Origin of the sequence: Denitrovibrio acetiphilus DSM 12809 (genome assembly GCF_000025725.1) — a bacterium.
GTDB classification, from domain to species: domain Bacteria; phylum Chrysiogenota; class Deferribacteres; order Deferribacterales; family Geovibrionaceae; genus Denitrovibrio; species Denitrovibrio acetiphilus.
Window position 1 is genome coordinate 256837 of sequence record NC_013943.1, and the last position, 19245, is coordinate 276081.

General features: G+C 38.8%; 14 protein-coding genes and 1 pseudogene. 6 read left to right on the forward strand and 9 right to left on the reverse strand.

Annotated features, from left to right (window positions below):
- Positions 1-9 precede the first annotated feature (9 nt).
- From DACET_RS01200 to DACET_RS01220, 4 genes are all read left to right on the forward strand, one after another.
- A complete protein-coding gene (locus DACET_RS01200; RefSeq protein WP_013009589.1) occupies positions 10-1713 on the forward strand; it encodes an FAD-dependent oxidoreductase in 1704 nt (567 codons plus the stop codon).
- 792 nt (positions 1714-2505) lie between these two features.
- A complete protein-coding gene (locus DACET_RS01210; RefSeq protein ID WP_013009590.1) occupies positions 2506-3153 on the forward strand; it encodes a histidine phosphatase family protein in 648 nt (215 codons plus the stop codon).
- Positions 3154-3314: 161 nt separating this feature from the next.
- A complete protein-coding gene (locus tag DACET_RS01215) occupies positions 3315-4457 on the forward strand; it encodes a DUF262 domain-containing protein (RefSeq protein ID WP_013009591.1) in 1143 nt (380 codons plus the stop codon).
- Positions 4450-5064 (forward strand): hypothetical protein, encoded by a 615-nt coding sequence (locus tag DACET_RS01220; RefSeq protein WP_013009592.1) that lies wholly within the window; start codon positions 4450-4452, stop codon positions 5062-5064. Before DACET_RS01215 ends, DACET_RS01220 begins: the two co-directional genes overlap by 8 nt.
- A 64-nt stretch (positions 5065-5128) precedes the next feature.
- Here DACET_RS01220 and DACET_RS01225 read toward each other — a convergent pair whose 3' ends face one another.
- A complete protein-coding gene (locus tag DACET_RS01225) occupies positions 5129-5386 on the reverse strand; it encodes a hypothetical protein (protein ID WP_148214119.1) in 258 nt (85 codons plus the stop codon).
- A 344-nt stretch (positions 5387-5730) separates the two neighbouring features.
- On the opposite strand from DACET_RS01225, the gene istA reads away from it, so the two are divergent.
- Positions 5731-7299: an IS21 family transposase gene (gene istA, locus DACET_RS01230; RefSeq protein ID WP_013009593.1), complete on the forward strand. Its 1569-nt coding sequence runs from the start codon at positions 5731-5733 to the stop codon at positions 7297-7299.
- Between the two features lie 2 nt (positions 7300-7301).
- Positions 7302-8051 (forward strand): IS21-like element helper ATPase IstB, encoded by a 750-nt coding sequence (istB, locus tag DACET_RS01235; RefSeq protein WP_013009594.1) that lies wholly within the window; start codon positions 7302-7304, stop codon positions 8049-8051.
- Positions 8052-8169: 118 nt separating this feature from the next.
- On the opposite strand, the gene DACET_RS01240 is transcribed toward istB, so the two are convergent.
- From DACET_RS01240 to DACET_RS01270, 8 genes and pseudogenes are all read right to left on the reverse strand, one after another.
- Entirely contained in the window at positions 8170-10044 is a 1875-nt protein-coding gene (locus DACET_RS01240; RefSeq protein ID WP_052293489.1) for a S8 family peptidase, read from the reverse strand.
- Between the two features lie 12 nt (positions 10045-10056).
- Entirely contained in the window at positions 10057-11226 is a 1170-nt protein-coding gene (locus DACET_RS01245; protein ID WP_013009595.1) for an AAA family ATPase, read from the reverse strand.
- A 112-nt stretch (positions 11227-11338) separates the two neighbouring features.
- The gene (locus tag DACET_RS01250; RefSeq protein ID WP_013009596.1) at positions 11339-12856 is read right to left on the reverse strand and encodes a hypothetical protein; all 1518 of its coding nucleotides are present in this window, start codon (positions 12854-12856) and stop codon (positions 11339-11341) included.
- Positions 12857-12871: 15 nt separating this feature from the next.
- Positions 12872-13942, reverse strand: coding sequence for a TnsD family Tn7-like transposition protein (locus DACET_RS01255; RefSeq protein ID WP_283804962.1), 1071 nt, complete (start codon positions 13940-13942; stop codon positions 12872-12874).
- Positions 13937-14386 (reverse strand): annotated as a pseudogene (locus tag DACET_RS16625) (TniQ family protein); the annotation flags it as partial. The pseudogene DACET_RS16625 and the gene DACET_RS01255, both read right to left, overlap by 6 nt.
- Before the next feature lie 14 nt (positions 14387-14400).
- Positions 14401-15966 (reverse strand): ATP-binding protein, encoded by a 1566-nt coding sequence (locus DACET_RS01260; protein ID WP_013009598.1) that lies wholly within the window; start codon positions 15964-15966, stop codon positions 14401-14403.
- Entirely contained in the window at positions 15959-18028 is a 2070-nt protein-coding gene (locus tag DACET_RS01265; protein WP_013009599.1) for a DDE-type integrase/transposase/recombinase, read from the reverse strand. Before DACET_RS01265 ends, DACET_RS01260 begins: the two co-directional genes overlap by 8 nt.
- Positions 18025-18819: a heteromeric transposase endonuclease subunit TnsA gene (locus DACET_RS01270; RefSeq protein ID WP_013009600.1), complete on the reverse strand. Its 795-nt coding sequence runs from the start codon at positions 18817-18819 to the stop codon at positions 18025-18027. The genes DACET_RS01265 and DACET_RS01270 overlap by 4 nt, the downstream gene beginning before the upstream one ends.
- Positions 18820-19245 lie beyond the last annotated feature (426 nt).

The window sequence follows — 19245 nt, forward strand, 5'->3', positions numbered from 1 at the left end:
GAGATAAACATGTCTGAAAAAAAAGACGGTATTGGAAGCAAAATGTTATCCAAAAGAGATTTTATGAAGGTATCCAGCTTGACAGTTGGAGGTGCCATACTGGCTGCTGGCTGTGCATCGACATCAATCGCTGCGACAGGTTCTAAGCCTGTACAAAAGTGGGATTACGAAGCTGATGTTATCGTAATCGGTACCGGCCCTGCCGGGCTTAGCTGCGCTGCTGCTGCTGCTGAAAATGGTGCGGCTGTTATCGCTATTGACGCAAATGATAAGATAGGTGGTAAAGGTATTCTCTCAGGAGGTAACCTTGGTATTGGTGGTGGAACCCGTATGCAAAAAGCTCTTGGATTTGTAGAGACAGCAGATATTATTTATGAAGATCGTACTGTTCCGAACCTGCGTAAAGATGCGACAATGACAGTTGAGACTGTTGATAACCGGAAGGTCACAATGGGTATGTGGCGTAAAATATCCGGCGCGGAAGATGGCGAAGGTATGTCTCGTGCTTTTGCTGACAACAGTCTGGATACATGGAACTGGCTGGACGGAATGGGCTGCGCATTCGTAAAAGCTAAAAAAAGCAAAATGTCCCAGGTTTACCGAGGCACACGTTACTTTACTCTCACTGCCCGTAATTTTGTAGATCGTGACAATGCAAAATCAGGTGACCTGAAATCAGGTGGAGCAGGTATCATATGGCCTCTCTACGACAGAGCAGATGAAAACGGTGTTAAGTTCATGCTCAGCTGCAAAATGACAAGAATTATCCGTGAAGACAATGATGGCCGTGTTCTTGGTATAGAAGCAAATTACAAAGGCAAAACAATATATATGAAGGGCAAGAAAGCCGTATTTCTTGGCACCGGAAGCTGGAATGGCAATAAAAACCTTAAGCAGCTCTTTTTGCCGTGGCTCACAAAATATCCACATATCACAGGCGAACCATACGTGAAAAATGACGGTAAAGGTATCGAAGCTGCGATTCAGGTTGGCGCATCACTTTCCACTGACCGTGGTAGTGACTGGCACGGTTGGCACCGCCACCCTGGTTCACGCTGGCACCGCTCCGGAGCACCATTCGGAATTAGAGGCTTCGAAGACCCGTTTCTTGAAAGCGAAAGCATCTATGTTAACGCCGAAGGTAACCGATTTATGAACGAAGAAATAGGCGAAGACAACCCTGCGTGGGTAGGTGGTTCAAAACCATTCTACTTCGCACAAATATGCGCTACACAAACTACAGATGAAGACGGCCCTGTAGTGTGGATCATCATGGATGAGACATCTCGTCAGAAACAAAAGCTCGAGTTTAAACCAGGCGATAATGTTGAGAAATTCATGTACGGCAAAGGCAACACTCTACAAGAGCTGGCATCAGCCATCAATGTTCCTGCTGGTAACCTCACTGCTTCTGTTAAACGTTATAACGAACTCGTAGCAAAAGGGAAGGACGATGATTTTGATAAACAGGAAATGACTGCAAAAATCATTCAGCCACCTTTCCATGCTATTAAATGGGGTATCCAGAAACACAATACTCTCGGCGGGGTAACAATCAACCCTCAAGCACGTGTTCTCGACTGGGAGCGTAATCCTATTCCTGGTCTTTATGCTGCCGGAGAATGTGCCGGCGCTATGGACCTTATCGGTCTGGCAAGACCTTTGGTTTTCGGTCGCATTGCAGGTATGACAATAGCAAAAGAAGAAAAGTAAACATACTATATTATTAACCTGAAGGCGGCATTTTATATGCCGCCTTCAGGTTATTATCGTCTTGAGAGTTCTTAATAATCTTTACTTAAACACCTTATGGCATTATCCGGTGAGGGCTGGTCTTTTATTAACTGGAAGGATAAATCTCTTGTACTTAATGTTCTTCAGATGTTTTTAAGGGATCAAAATATTACAGGCAGCATGAACCGTAAGGGCAATTGCTATGATAATGCTCTAATCGATATTCTTAACTTTATCGAGATGTTTTACAATAGTGTTTAGCTTATTTATAATATAATTTGTTGTTGTACTAAGTTACTAACTTGTTTTCACAGTTACCAAGCTTATTTTACAACTACAAAATGTATCGGTAAAATAAAGTAGGAAAAGTAATCAACATTAACTTATTGATAGACACTCGCACAATTTAATATCAGCACAATATCGGAAAGTACTTCTTTTCAAACCCCATGCCGAGATAAGAAAAATAAGTTGGCAAGTTATATTCTCAAAGGAACTTATCAATGTTTACTTGTACATCGCCAACAAAAAAAAAGACCAAAATGAAGGTTCATTGAGCTCTTTAACTTTTGACTTGAAGTCATCAAGTAATTCTTTTGCTTTGTCATTCATCGATATGCCCTTTGCAATTAATATACTAGCAATCTCAGGGATCATTTTAATATCTGCATCATCCTTTAGCTGATTATATACTCAGCAATCACTCACATAAGCTTATCAATCTGATAAAAATCATTTACACTTAGACATACCTTCATAGTGAGGACGCATATGAAACCAAAACACATAATAATAGTCAGACATGGACAATCGGAAGCTAATGTAAATAAAGAGCTTTATGAGAACACTCCTGACCATATGATGCAAATCACTGCAAAAGGCAGAGAGCAAGCAGCCAAATGTGGACAGCAGCTTAAACCGCTCCTTGATGGCAAAAAAATCACTGTGTGGCAGTCTCCTTATATGCGTACTCGAGAAACCGCTGAAACTATCATTTCTCAGCTTGATGAAGCTGAAGTTAAAATAAAAGAAGATCCTCGTCTCCGTGAGCAGGAATGGGGCAATTTCTACACCATGGAGCAAGGTCGAAGAGAAAATGAGGAACGTAAAAGACACAGTAACTTCTTCTATAGAGTGTCTAATGGCGAGTCTGGAGCTGACGTATACGACAGAATTTCAACTTTTCTAGAGACATTGCATAGGGACTTTAATGAAGACAACTGGACTGAAGATATCCTTATAAGTACTCATGGCATAACTGCTTTAATTTTTTTGATGCGTTTCTTTCACTGGAGATATGAAGAATACGAAACAGCAAACAAGTTTGCTAACTGCGACTATGTTGTTCTTGAACTTGATGATGCTATTCAGAAATATTCAATTACACAAGACTACAGAAGTATACAGAATCAACACTAGACTACCATGGCATTTTTCATCATAGATTCCATCTGTGTCATACCGTCAAGAGCATCGTGTGGACGTTCCTCGTTATACTCAATTGAGCTTTATTTGACCATTATGATTAATTAGCGTAATATATAAATGCATAATTGCTATGAAATTTAAACAGGTGATTTATGAGTGAATTTGAGGATCTTAAAGATTTAATAGACACATATGATTCGGATGAAGATGCTGCAGCGGAAAATATCGAAAATGAGTTCCAATACAATATTGATAGCTTCACCAATGCGATTCCTGTGGAACGCTTGATAGATGATTTTCAAAGAAATATAATCAAAATCCCTGAATTTCAAAGGCCTTACGTCTGGAATCGGCCTGACAATAAAACTGGCAGACATCGCCCTAGCCTATTTATTGACTCAATCTTATTAGGATTACCAATTCCTCCAATAACTGTTTACAAAGATCCAGAAGCACGTGAAGAAGGTTATTTAATTGATGGTAGGCAAAGACTAATGACAATGTCTTTTTTTACTAGAGGTCAATTCCAGAATGGTAAAGAATTTAAGCTAAAAGGTGAAAATATCTATAAAGATTGGCAAGGTAAAGCATATAAAGACCTACCAGAAAGTCTTAAAGATCGTTTTAATAGAACTTATATTCCAGTTATGTATATTAGGCAATTAAAGAAGGATCTACAAATGACTCCAGGGGCTAGTTCTATCTATCTTTTGTTTGATAGATTAAATTCCGGAGGTTATGCTCTCACTCCACATGAGAAACGTGGCGTACTTGGATTAAACAATAATCGTCTGTTAGTTCTTATGAAAAATGCATCGCAACTTCTTGAATGGAGATATATATTCCCACATTCATTGATGAATTTTCAAGATAAACCATATAATGAAAGTGTATTCCAAGAGAATGTATTTCGAACAATTGCGTTTTCGCTAAATTACGAACAATACGAAGGGAACATTACACGGTTCTTAGATAAATTTATGGTCTCATATTCAATAAATGATCCAGAGCCTATTATGTATTTAACTCAAGAAGTATTAAAAGTACTCATTACTAACAAAAATATAGATAAATTTTTTAGACCACGAGGTCGCTTCAGCATCTCTCTATTTGAATCAGTTTTCGTTGCTTGTTATAGGATTTTAGATAAAGGCAAAACTATAACTAATTTTGAAAAAAAATACCAGCAAGTTGTCGAAAATGGCTACTATCTTGCCCAAGGAAGTCGCAGTCTATCAAACAAATTTGATATGTTGAAGAAATTTAATAATACGTATGAGATATTTAATGCATGACTTAATTAATAAAATTTCATACTTTAATGATTTCTTTGATAATGAATTGAAAGATACATGGGTTTTCTATATTCACCTTATTCAAACTGATACACAAGAAGATAATATCGAAAACAGCAGAATACTCTTTTCATACGTTATTATTGCCAGTTTATATCTAGAGTCTTTTCGTGCTGTTATGCTTAATTTCTTTATTGCATACGATATAGATATTGATTTAATAAAACGTGGAAAATGGTTACCTAAAGATCTTAATATGAATTCTAAATTATGGTCTGGCATTGTAAGTTGTCAAAAGGAGCTATCACATATTGCTAATAATCCGTTATATTTCGATGCAATCAAATTCTTTTGTGACTCCGACAAAAGCAGCCTAAGTAGAAACATCGTATCTCATGACATAATAAGCTCATTAGCAAAAAGCAAATACATAACATTACAAGATATTAAAAATAACACGAACCATCTCATAGACTCTTTAATCAGTATACACAAAATTTCTCAAATCAAACGTGTAAAAAACAAAAGAAAGCTCTATTCTCATTCTACACCTAAAGCAGTAAAAAGAAGATTATCCCAATTAGAAAAAGCAATAATTCAGGCCTAAAATGATGACTTTCTCTACTATAAAAAACTGAATACTCCTATTAACTCAACTAAGTCATACTTATTCAAACACGAACAGGAAGTGAAACCATAGGTTGAATTTTTGCCAACACAGGATAAGCATCTAATATCTCATTATACAAATCAGAGTGTTTATGAGCTTCTATAGTAAGAATTAATGCATACGCTAATGGCTCTCCTCGCCTTGTATCTGCCCCTGCCTCCCTGGCAATGTAATGAATGTCAAAAACAGGATTATTCAGCGTCTTGCCCATAAGGCTTTTTTCGGCATGAAGAACGTTCTCCCATTTATTTAATCCCATTCGGCGTTCATTTTCAGTAGCATAAATCTTATTAGAGAAAAAGGAATCTGATGCCGCATTTTGTTTACCAGACTCTTTCTTGCTTTCATCTCGCCTGAAAGTAATTTCAAGTGATGCATGCGAAATCCGGTGCTGATTGGACAGGCAATCCGGTTTTAATTGGACACCATTTCCGGAATTGATTGGACACTCAATCCGGAATTGACTGGACAGTGAATCCGGAAATGACTGGACACTTAAGCGCAGCTACCGGATTTACATTTGTGTCCCGTTTTATGATTTGAATTGAATTTTACGTTAATCTTCCGAGCCTATAGAATCTGTCTCAAAAACAGGAGAGACAGATGCGACGACACAAGAAAGGAAGGTTAACAATGAAATATCTTCGTGAAGTAATCCGCCTTCATGACTTAGGCGGTCTCAGCAACCGTCAGATAGCCAAAGCCTGTAATGTATCACCGACGACAGCAGGCGGATGCATCAACAAATACATAGATTCAGGCATTCCTTATGAAACCTTTGCCGAGCTTCCGGATGAGGAGCTTGAGTCAATCTTTTACCCCAAGGAACCAGATCAGCCCGTATACTCCCGCCCCATGCCGGATATGGAGTATCTTTGCAAAGAGCTTAAGCGGAAAGGGGTGACTCTTCAGCTTCTCTGGGAAGAGTATATCCGTGAGAATCCCGGAGGCTACAGCCGTTCCCAATTCTCTTACCACTATCAGCAGTGGAGTAAAAAGATTAATCCGACGATGCGGTTTAATCATAAAGCAGGCGAGAAGGTATTTGTAGACTTCTCCGGTTACAAGCCTGAGATCGTAAATCCAATAACAGGCGAGGTGACATCAGTAGATCTCTTTGTAGCGACCTTAGGAGCAAGTTCATACACTTATGCGGTATGTGTTCCTGACCAGACGAAAGAGTTCTGGATAGAAGCCCATGTAAAGATGTTCGATTTCTTCGGCGGCGTTCCTGAATGCATAGTGCCGGATAATCTTAAGTCCGGAGTAACGTCCCCATGCTTTTACGACCCTGATATAAATCCCGGCTACGCAGACATGGCAGCGCATTACGGCATAGCAGTTGTCCCCGCAAGACCAGGTAAACCAAAGGATAAGGGGAAGGTAGAGAACGGCGTACTTAACGTTCAGCGCCGTATCCTTGCTGTACTCCGTAACCACACATTTAACAGCATACAGGAACTCAACAGCGCAGTGGCGGAAGAGCTTGTAAATCTTAACGCCAGACCCATGCAGCATATGAAGTCATCCCGCAGACAGCTGTTCAAAGGATTAGACCAGCCTGCGCTGAAACCACTTCCCTCTGAAAGGTTCGAACAGTACAGCTGGAAGAAGGCCAAGGTGAGCTTCAACTATCATGTGCAGGTAGGAGATACTCACTACAGTGTCCCATGGCGGCTTATGGGTGAAACTGTAGATATCAAATACAACAGCAGGATAGTTCAGATAATACATAAGAATAAATGCATAGCATCACACCCCAGGTCTTTTAAGTATGGCTACTACGCTACCTCTAAAGCCCACATGCCGCCCAACCATCAGTTCGTTGCTTCAGGCTGGACGCCTGAAAGAATTAATAAGTGGGCATCAAAGGCCGCAGGAGCGTACACCGCCAAAGCAATAGATGCCATTATTGACAGCAGGCAGTTTCCGGAACAGGCTTACAAGAGCTGTATGGGTGTCATTAAGCTTTCGAAATATTACCAGCCGGAAAGACTTGAGAAGGCATGCCGTATGGTTCTGGAGAGCGGCACTGTCAGATACAAGAGCATCAAGTCTATCCTTGAAAAAGGTCTGGATAAAATACACTACCTTGAACCTGAACCAAGAAAAAATCTTGTCCATGAGAATATCAGGGGCAATGAGTACTATCGTATAAAAGGAGATGACTAAAGATGGAACTAACGGAAATGATGACACAGCTCAGACTTAAAGGATTCATACAGGCGTATGAACTACAGCAGAAGATGCCGGAGATTGATGATCTCAGTTTCGAGGAGAGGCTGAGAATCCTTCTGGAGCATGAGTCACTATACAGGGAAGACAGACAACTCTGCCTGCTTCTAAAGAAAGCTAAACTCAGGTATCCCGGAGCCTGCATAGAGGACATCCGGTACAGGAACGGCAGAAACATTACAAAGCAGATGATGCTGGAACTTGGTAAAAACGATTGGGTGCGCAAACACAGGAATATCATAATCACCGGTGCCTCTGGCGTAGGAAAGACTTATATCGCCTGTGCTCTCGGCAACAGCGCATGTCGAAACGGAATAAAGTCCCTCTATGTCAGACTGCCGAGACTCCTTCAGGAACTTAAGATTGCCAGAACAGATGGTACTTATGTAAAGGTACTCACTCAGCTTTCCAGAGTAAATGTGCTGATCGTTGACGACTGGGGGCTTGATACTCTGAACGACCACGAGAGGAAGGACTTCCTTGAGGTCATGGAAGACCGCTACTCCGTCAGATCCACTATTATCGCTACTCAGATACCCGTTGATAAATGGCATGACATTATAGGTGACCATACTATCGCTGACGCTATCTGTGACAGGCTTGTACATAACGCAGAGCACTTACAGCTTACCGGCGACTCTCTCAGAAAAGAGAAAGAACAGAGCTCTGTTAACATGAAAAATGAATAGATTTACCACTGAACGCTTGACCAAAGATGGACATTTAGATATTTAAAAGGAGTAGGAAGATTAACTGAATTCAAACTGTCCAATCAAAACCGGAAACACTGTCCAGTCATTTCCGGATTCAGTGTCCAATTACACCGGAATATGCAGATGCACGGGTATACGCCCCCACATCTTGCGGATCAACTGGAGAAGCATAACAAAATGTCGCCTTGATTTTACATTTACCAGTTAAACCAGATTCTGGTATTGGCAGTTTAGCTCTTATAAACTTACCTGGCTTCAGGGTCCCCTGATAAACAATTCTAGCAACCCCAGAATCACATGAAATAATATCCATGATATTCTCAGGCAATTTACCCCAACCAACTTCTTGCTTGTCATGTTCAGAGCTCTTTGCAGAATGTATCAAAAGAGCCTTTATTGCCAATGCTGACAAATCATCTCCCAAAATAGCACGCACCCCTACTGCATTCCTTAAAGCGAATGGAGAAGCATAGCTAGTACCAAGCTCTGGAGTAATATGTAAGCCTTTTTCTGCAGATACCACATGAAAATATTCTTTTGGAGATCCCCCAAACGCCAAAATATCAGGTTTAATAAAACCTGGTCGCCTACCTGGTCCAAATGCACTATAGGAAGCTTTAGACCACTCCTTCTGAATACTTGTAGCAGCCCCAACAGAAAGAGTGTTTACGCAGTCAGATGGGATTTGTATTCTCGCATTTCCTGAATCTCTATCATATTCACCATTATTGCCTGCAGCAACAGTCATAATGGTTTCACCATCACTCAGCAAGTCATCGAGAACCGCTGTCCATGTATGTATCTCTCCGTCTTCAATAGGTAAATCAGGACCAAGACTCAAATTCACAAATTCATATTGTCTAGACAATAATACCTGTTCAATAAGTCCTAACGTTCTATATAGTTCCAAAGGGTCTTCCTCTTCTGACTTGCTATCCAAGACCCTTAAATGGTTAACATAAGAAAATGGGCGTTTCGCAGTTTCACCTGGCTCAATGGGGCCAAATAAAAAAGCAGATGTAACACCGAGACCGTGATCTGGTCCACCATCTATATCATCAGAATCTTCATCTAGTTTTGTATAAGACCTTACCCACTGGCCAAGGGCATGTTGCTCAGGAAGGCCACCATCCAGAATAGCAACACGCGGCAGAGATGACATCGGAGCTTCTTTAGGTAATGTGCAAGAAAGTGAAACCCCGCTATTTCGCTGTATTGGGCGAAAACCACGCAACTTAGGTATATTTCTCATCATCCTTATGAAAATAAACTTTGATAATATTTCAATATTGTTTACAAAACCTTTTATAGGAACAAACCATAAAGTCCCAGCATTAAAACTAAGGTCATCATATACCTCAATCCCAAGATTGGAAGCATATTCCCGAAAAGACGATTTAATATGTACAGAATCGTCGTTAGGAAGCATATGTATAGCCACCTCAAAGTACTCAATATCAGAGTCCTTAGTTTGAATATCTATAGATGCACTAAAGCTTTCAATCCTTTCAAATCTAGTAAAATGCAATGCCTCTCTTGAATTTTCATCAAAACCAGATATGGTTTCACTTAATTTCCTAAAAATTGACCGTTTACCCGCAACAAATATCTCAGTAGTGGTCTCTTCTTCACCAGGACCTGTTTTCTTTGAAGTCTTTCTAGGAACAAGACTAATATTCCTACTGCCGATAGGAACTATATTCACTGCATTGAAAAACGCTTTAGGATAAGTAGTTTTTGCTATAAATGATGGGTTTAATATCATACTCATTACTCCCATATCATCAGGACAAGCCAAATCTGGCAGTTTGTTCAGTTCTTCCGTAACAGAAGATATTTGCGGAATTAAAACATTTTTCGCTTCTACAAAGGAATACAATGGATCTTTTTCTTCCATTTTTCTTTTGATAGGAGGAATATTGGCAGTCAATAATTCGCCTCGTCCAATTAAAAAATTTGGTTGTGCCATGTACTTATCCTCCTAAGATTTTAATTTGAGATATTTGGCGACAGTATCTCTACTAATACCTACCATGTCTGCAATTGCTCTTTTCGATGCGACATTTTCTTTAGCAAGATTAACTGCTATTTCAATAGCATCTCCTTTAGACAGTGTTGGCAATGCGTTTTTTAATAGATCACTTATAGAGCTTAGAAAAGTTTCGTTATTTAACACATTCGCTCTCCGCAACTGGTAAATACTTCTCTCAATGTCACTATAGGACTTATCTTTTAAGACAATCTCTAAAACGCTTCTCCATTTTATTATTAGCTCCTTATCATCACCGCTGAACAGTTCAATTGCTTTATTAAGTTCCAAACTACTAGGCATAGTAAAATCTACGACTACATCAAATCTACGCCATATGGCAGGATCTAATAAATCTGGGAAATTTGTTGCAGCAAGTAAGAGAGAATTGCCTGGCCAGTTTTCTATTTCTTGCAATATTATTGTAACAAGTCTTTTAAGCTCTCCAATATCTGAATCGTCACTACGTCTTTTCGCTATAGAATCAATTTCATCAAGAAGTAAAACACACGAATTTGCTTTTGCAAAATCAAGTACGGATCGCAGATTTGCTCCAGTTTTACCCAGTAAGCTACTCATAACTGTTGTTAAATCTAAGACATATAATGGCAAGCCTAATTGTGAAGCAATCCAACGAGAAGCAAGCGTCTTCCCAACTCCTGGAGGGCCTGTAAAAATTGCAGAACGGGCTGGAATCAAGCCCTTGGTCATCAATTTATCAACATGCATACGTTCTTTAACTAATTGGCCTAGCTGATACTGTAGTTTTTCTGTAAACAACGGAGCAATGTTTTCTCCAGGATTTTCATACGTCTTGAGAAGATTTAGCTTCGTTTCTTCATCTGAAGGAATTGATGAAAAAAACTCAACCTCTGAGGCCCCTTTTCTCATCATAGAACGTTTATAAGGAGTGGCTCTTAGATATTCGTTAAGCTTATTTGCAAGTTCTGGGTTTTCATCTCGATACTTCCTAACTAATCTAGCCACCAATAAACGTACTTCATCAATTTGCCCCGCAAGAGACAAGCGAATCAAGTGGCCTAAATCATCACTTAGAATCATGCAATCTGCACTTTTAAAGTTAAGTTCTTTATTTTTAAAGATTTTTTTATTTATATTCATGGACTAATTATAACCCATTTAATACGAAATCGTCAACAGCAACCTTTGAGCAAAGCTTAACTTCAGAATCAAAAAATATTATATCCATAAATTACCAAAAGATCAGTTTCCTTTAAATCCACATCTTCTGTAAAAGCCTGCTCCCCCAGTTTTCAGGTGTGTCATTCCTGCTGTGTTTTGCAAATTTATAGCTAAAAGAATGAAAAGCACTCAAAAAAGAAGCATCCCAATGCCCATTATTCTCAATCACTGACGCTATAAGCTTACCTATGTCATCTTCAATGATTGAACTGTCATACTTGTTTATTATCAAAGTCGAAATAGGATAGTTATCTGGTCTGCCAAATTCTAGAATGACTGATTCCTCCACAAAAATCACAGCACAATTTCTTGGGCTCTCACCAACTCTGACGAAAGCAGATTCACCAGCAAGAGGCACGACTGTGGCGTTGTGAACTCTTGCACTAGTGTGTTTCTCAATATATGCAACTGCTCTAAGGAATTTCTCCAGACCAGCAATATTTATATCTTCAGGCAGTACACTAAGGTTTTGCAGTTCTATAGGCTTCCCCTTACCATCCCCAATGTAATTTCTAAGAGTATATTTAGAAATTTTTGTACTGGTGCTGACGTTCTTAATGTGTTTTCTAGGATTGTCCGATTGCTTCATTACATGTTCTGCCTTAATCCCTCGAAAATGCATCTTAATATGTATACTATCGTGCCATACAGCATCTCTATTACTGTCAAAACCAGGGGATGTAGTATGATCTAAATTCCTATGATCCTTATTTCCTTTAGGTATTCGTCTCTTTTCTTCTTCTTTATCACCGGATTTCTCGACAGCAGCGGGATGTGTGTAACTGAGGGAATTAAAAGGCGGTCTTAAGCCGCTGATATCCCGTATTTCCTTAACTAGCACAAAATTCATAAATTGCTTATATTTAAACTGAAGTTTGACGCCTTTCATTGGCACAATATCAAACATTTTCTTCGCACTAGAATCTGTTAACGCATTCCTAAAAACGCTCCACCATAGATCATTCAAGCTGCCTTTTAAGTATACAGACATAAGATGTATGACATTCCCGTGTGTAAGCAGTTGTTTTGGATATTCTTTTGACAATTCGACATTAAGTTTATCTCCAACAATATTGTAACTGGAGATTAGAAAGCTCAGTCCTTCAGGAGCAATGATACTGTTTGCAAATGTAGTATTCGTAGTTAGAAATGCCCTTACTATTTCAGACTGAGGTATGAAATATGTCTTATTATCACAAACATAACTATAAACCTTTTCTCTGGATAGATGCTGATTACCATAATAGGAACAAAGGTTCCTCGGTAACTGTCCAAAGTTGATGAGGTTGCCTTGAGCGAGGTTGTTGATTCTAAGCTCTCCATTGTCTTCAGATGCCATGCTTCCACGTAAATAACCATCATCCACTTTGGCACCTATTGCGAGAAATGGCATAGCCCCGATAGGAAGGTACCCCTGAATTATCTGCATACCATCAAATAAATAAACATTTACATTCCACTTGTTCGTTCTTGTTTTCCAAAAACTACCAACCCAGTAAACTTCAACCTCTTTGCCAAGTCCGGGCTTAAAAAAGCGATATGCCTGCATTTACACAAAACTCCATTAAATCATCTGCTCGCCTGAACCATTTGAAAAATCAAGATCACTCAATAACCTTATCAGAAAATTATCTACTTCTATTGATCGCCCTTTAGCAACTGTTGCTCGCCTGTAAACATGCGACTCATATAAAGGCAAACCTTCAACGACCATTTTCTTAACCACGCTCATGATCTTTCGTTTCTGAAACTCTTCAATACTCTCAACTAACCTTGATAGTAGTTCAGCTGTTTCAGGAAGCTTATCCCGATGCTTTTCAATAACACTTAGTTTACCAATCATTTTACCAATTCTGCTAGTGGTTATCCTTAAAAATGGCTTTTCAGATGATTTAATTTTTTTTATAGCGATAACAACCTCTCGAACAATCGACTTGTCTCTTTCAGCCCAGTCCACACGATCCTCTTCTGAAACAGGGATCAATTTAAGAGGTGAATGTTCCATAAGCCAGTCTCTATCATTCCGATAAAGCCAGACGTAAACTTTTGGAGAAAGCTTTCGAAGGTCATTTTTGGACTTCTCAGGCATTTCTTTTTGCAATGCGAGCCAATCATCATGATAAACAGTATCGTGCGCGAGGAGGCTATATCTTGTCTGCTGAGGGACAATACCTCTACGAGGCTGGTAACACATAAACTCTGAAAGTGAACCAGAGAGGAACAGTATCATCAAAATATGCCTGATTGGATGAAATGTCTTCCTATGTTTTCTGATAATTGCAGTCAGCCAGCTATCAATATCTGCTGAATACAGCGTAGTGAGTAAGCTTTCTCCAAAATAGCGTCTAAATTCAGGAAGTAATTTACTAATCGCGACAGAGTTATTACCTTTAATAAATCCAATATCATCCAACAACGATAAATACATTGCCCTGAAGTCCATTCCTGAAAGATCAACCCTACACTCAATAAGCTCTTTATAAATTTTGGCAACCTGAATCAACACTTTACTATCGTTGAGCGAGTACGAATTAACGACACCTACTCTTAATAGAGAGATATCAGGGTAAATAAACTGATGCCTATTATATTGCTTCACTGGTACAGCAGAAATTCGCAAAGGTATTTCGTGCATCGGACAAAAATGAACCGTAGATAGTTGATGCAGACGGTTAAAATACAGCTCTCCACAGTTTCTGATGGACTCATCATTACATACTGAACAAAATTTAAAATATTGGATAACATTGACATTACCAGCCATAATCCCCAAGCGGGTATGTATTGAGCCCCCTTTTGCTCCACGCATATCGTCATAAGCCTTTTTAGCCTTAATAGTACTGACAAAATGCCTAAAAAGAGGGAATAAAGTATTATTATAAATAAGTTCCTTTGAGGTGAATGAAAAACCTGTGTTTCTCAGGTTTTGGACAAGAGTATCTACATGAGCAGGCAAATCATAAACAGCGCATACTTTCCTGCTATTGAAAAGCTCTTCAAGAGTATCCTTAGTTGAAGTATTCCCTGTATGCCTATGATATCTGGCTACCACACTGTAGAGAAGTTCGTTTTCATAAGGCTCAGGAAAGTACTTTAAGCATCTTTTCCCAACTTAAAATCTCCTAATGGGTTTAGCGTTATTCCGTTCTCTGTGAATAAGGAATAAACTGTTCTTTCAGACTCTTTTGCTTCCTTATATAAACTGAGCTGTATTATATCTTCTGAATATGTTGTCTTATCAGGTTTCTTTGTTTTTTTATTGATCCTGCTAAGTGCCTTATATGATAGCTCTGTGGCAATCAGTCTTGGATTCTTCTTAGCAATTTCCTCAACAACCGGTTCTGCCAGGTCATAATCTATTCCATCTGCAACCAGAGAGTTTATAGCTTTATAGACTTTTTCATCAAACTCAGCCTTCTCATTCTCTTCCTGCTTAATATTACGTCTTAATATTGCTGTTGTTGAAAAATATTTTGACTTTATTTCATCAAAGCTCATTGGGATGATATCGCTATACTGGATAATCTCTTCAATGTTGCCTGATTTAAGAGCATCAAGCATAGGGCGCATATAGACCAAACCTTTCTTGGCGGCAATCTTTATACTTTCCTTTGTTATCGTCTCTGAACCGTCCATAATAGCAGAGTGCTGAGCCAAAGCATAAATCTTCATTGCAGCATCAATAATCCCCTGACTCTCCTTATATAAGGTTTCGAGAATATCTTCAGTAAGCTCAGGCTGATTCTTAACCCAACAATATTCCCAAAACCCTTCAACGAAAACATCCCATAGCTCATCATACTCAAGACGCTCCCATACCATTCCTCCCTTGCCATCCAAACGTCTCCCCTGTCTCAGATCCTTTTGAAAAAGCTTCTTAGCCTTAAGTGTGCCTATCAGAAGCGTTGGAACAGAGATGGTATTATTCAGACTTACAAAGAAGTTTAGCATTTTTTCAGCACCGCCAGACTTTGCTTCGCTAAGATTCTGTATCTCATCAATTATCAATATGCCAAGATGATGTATTGAGGCAACTTTGGTCATCATTGCTAACATCTCTTCAATAGAATTTCTTGGCTTGGCATACTTGGCGTGATAATCCGTTTTCAGAATTTTATCCATTTCAAGGAAAAAGCTGATGCAAAGCTGCTTTAATGAACCATCATGAGGACACTCTATCTTAAGCCAAACTACCTGAAGACAGTTATCCGGTCTATCATGCAGAATAACCTGGTCATATAATCCAAGAATTCTTTTAGTGGCAGTCGTCTTTCCTATTCCAGAGATACCAACGAATGCAGTACTTCTTACAGAATCGTAATCAGTTGAATTATCCAGAGGATTCTCTGCAGACAAAGCAGGGTTGATCTTTTCTCTTGGATTCCTGCCAACATACCCCTCTCTTATCATCATGTCTATCTTGTATGCGTACTCAATATGCATATCAAGCGGATGAAAATAGGCAAAAATCTTATTCAGCGAATATTGCTTAATCTCTGGTGGCTGGTTTATTTCATCCTTTTTATAGTAGGGCTCTTTGAGCATCTCAAGAGTTAGCGTATCTCCATCTTTGATTGGCGGTAGGGCTTCAATCAAAGGATTACCCCTATATTGTGTCGGAATTTGTTTTTTATACTTAGCTTTTTTAAACTTAATCACCTCTGTTAAACTTCTTATTTCTTAATTTACGAAGCTTGTCAGCCATAGCCTTTTTGGAGCTGTCAGGCTCTTTGCGATTTATGCTAATAACCTCAGCTTGATTTGATTCTGATGCCACATCATTTTCTTTTTGTCTCTGAAAAGTTTTTTCCAAAGCTCTATTGCTTCTAATCTCCTTTGTCCTTTTAGTCTTGCTTTCAGTATGAATAACTTTGTCAGCTTTAGCCTTTGCTTCACTTAATATTTTTTTAGACTGTTCATGAGCATTCAGGCTATCAAGAAGAGCATTACTCTCGTCCATAGCTTTTTGATGTTCTAAACATTCCTGATAGAACACATAATCTTCAAGATTATATTTGAGTATATCTGAGTCCATAGTCGGGTAAGCTCTGTGATACTTTTTCTTATAAAAAACATAAGCTTCACGTGGGTTTCTAGGATTATAAGCTAAATCAACTTTAACTGATTTCTTCCCTTCTTTACGTACAAACCACCCCTCTTGCATAGCGATTGGAAAAGTATAGAAGAGGTCTTCATGGTGCCTTATACCACTTTCAGTCACCAAAGCTTTTTTGTGAAAAAGCAGAGATGCTTTTAGTTGTTCGAGATCAACCTCTCTTAAAAGACCAGCTCTCTTCTTTATTCCCCATGACCAAAGATCTTTTGGTTTAAACATTATATCCGCTTTGGCCAATTGATCATCGAATGGGTATCTATTTATTATGGTGCGGTTATGCAGGATTATCTTAGGTATAAGATACGCTATAAATTCATTTAAGTTCATCTTGGCATCAAGCCTGTAATCCTCTCCACCTCTTTGCCTATGATCTGGCATCACAAACCCAGGCAACTCAGGTTTAACTTTTTCATTAATAGTCCTGAAAAACCTTTCAACAATACCTTTGGCATCAGCTCTATAAGTCCCCGTAGTTTGAACTTTAATACCAAAATTCCTTATCATATTTTCAGGTGTTATACCTTTCATTTCGCCATTATCACCGAGAAAGGTTGCAGGCAGATTCTCAACAGGCCAGTCTTCTTTCTCTATCTCAACGCCATACTTTTTACAGAACTCGACCTTGTCTTCACCGCAGTTGATAATAGCCATACTAGCTCCGGCCATTGAAGGTCCTTCCAGACCGATATACATACCAGCAACCATACGGCTGAATACATCAACACAGAAATATATTACTGGTCTGCCTATGATTTTCTTTCGATTGAACTCTGAAACTAGATATACATCACCAACAGTAGCGTCAATCTGATATTTTGAACCTGGTCCATAAGCTTCTTGTGTTGAATTCCCTAGAATAGGTCTATGGTCTTTCTCATAAGCCTTGTCGCCCTTAACAGCCCTTAGTTGTGCCTCAAGTCCGAATTCTTCATTATATCTTCTTACAAATTGCCTGTAAGATGGTATATATTGAGTCCCCTCAGTCTTTCTGATTTCATCTGCAAAATACTCGTTTCGCATATTCTCGTATGCTTTCTGCAGACTGATTTTATCAGCGTCTTTGTTACGTTCTCTGAAAACTGTCATGAATATTTTCATTATTTCAGGTGTAATCTTAATGCTTTGGATCCTGTTAGCATTCTTTGGTTTTCTACCAGGCAACTTTGCATCTGCACTACGATTCCCTGTTCCACAGTTATGATAATCAGGTACCAATGCATTCTTGGTCATGCCCCTCTGCCAGTATTGCTTGAGGTATGCGTATATATATTTTTCTGACGACACTTTCTTACTGACAACACCCGCAACCAACTTACCACGCAGACTTCGATTAAAGATATCCGGCACTTTATTAACCAGATCTTTGATAATTTCCCACCTCTTGTCTCTTATAGACTCAGCTTTTTCTGTGAATTCTCCTTCTACAAGGGCACTGTATTGATCTGTAATAGGTTTATACTCTTCTATTTCAGGCATCATCATCATTACTGGAAAGGAATTACCATCGATGTCTATAACAAAAGCCTTACTATAATCCTCTTCTATCCAGAGAATACGAATAGTATCGCCGGTGTCAGATATAAGTACTTGATTTACAGCGATCATGCCATCTTCTCCTTGACGTCAAGTATGATATTTACTTCGTCTGCTGAGATGCCAATATTGAACTTCTGAAACATATCAATTGAAACGATCTTGTTCGCTATCAAACTCTTATAAATTAAAAGAGCCGTGCCTATTTCAAGGCCAAAAACTTCATCGGTTTCTTCTAATATAGCATCCACTGTGGATTTCGATGTAGATAGGCGCTTGATTATATAATTAATGACTTGAGTGTTATTATATTCTTCTAGGGCATATTTCGCAGGATGCACGATTTCGAGATTTTTAGCATATATATCATCTATCTCGTTTCTAGTTGCTATGCCCCAACTAATACCTTTCCTCTGCCAATATATCTGTTCAATGCTGAACTTTACTATTACGTTCTCATTTTCCAGATCTTTAGCTTCCTTAACCGTTCTTGCAGCATAACTACCGTCTTTCAACAGTACTAAAAAGTCAGTACTCATAACCTGATATGTATCGTGCATATAAGGGTGTCTAAGGCCAGTTTCATTTGCTATTTTGATTGTCTCATCTCGATCAAGCGGGTACTGCTCTCGAATATCCAAGATGTTATCATGCCATTCAAGAAACAGAAAATAGTAGTATTCAAGATCAGAAAGGAGATGGTGTTCTCTTTGTGTTTTCCAGCCGAGAGGCCTATTAGACCTGCTTTGAGAGGAAGGCACATCACGGACAGTCAGCCAAGGCTTATAATTTTCATACTCGCCTGTGCCGCGTCCTTCAGCTATGCGTTTAAGTATTGTTTTTTCGTCGAATATTGTAGCCATAATACAAGCGTAACACTTAAAATGTAATTTTACATTTTATTTAGCCACTTGCCGACATATTTTTCAGCTTTCTAACTTATATTACTACTTGCAAACTTTATTTTACCAACACACAAAATGTTGTGGTAAAATAAAATCTGAAAGCTTTTCGCAGATAAATTACTGTCAAATACATTAACCAACAAACCTTAGTATAGAGTCCGAAAGTAACTATTCTGAGCAAGCTCATTATTATTCAGTATAATTAGTTGGAAATAAATGTGTCCATTATCTTACTCATAAGTGGCATAAAAGTAAGTCTTTAAAACTCAGTTATGCAACGTATAAAATATTACCTTATATGATAGTTGGTTATGCATTGTAAATGGTGGCATATTTTAAACGAACACAACAGCGTTTCCGCAATGCGTAGTTTCCAATATATTT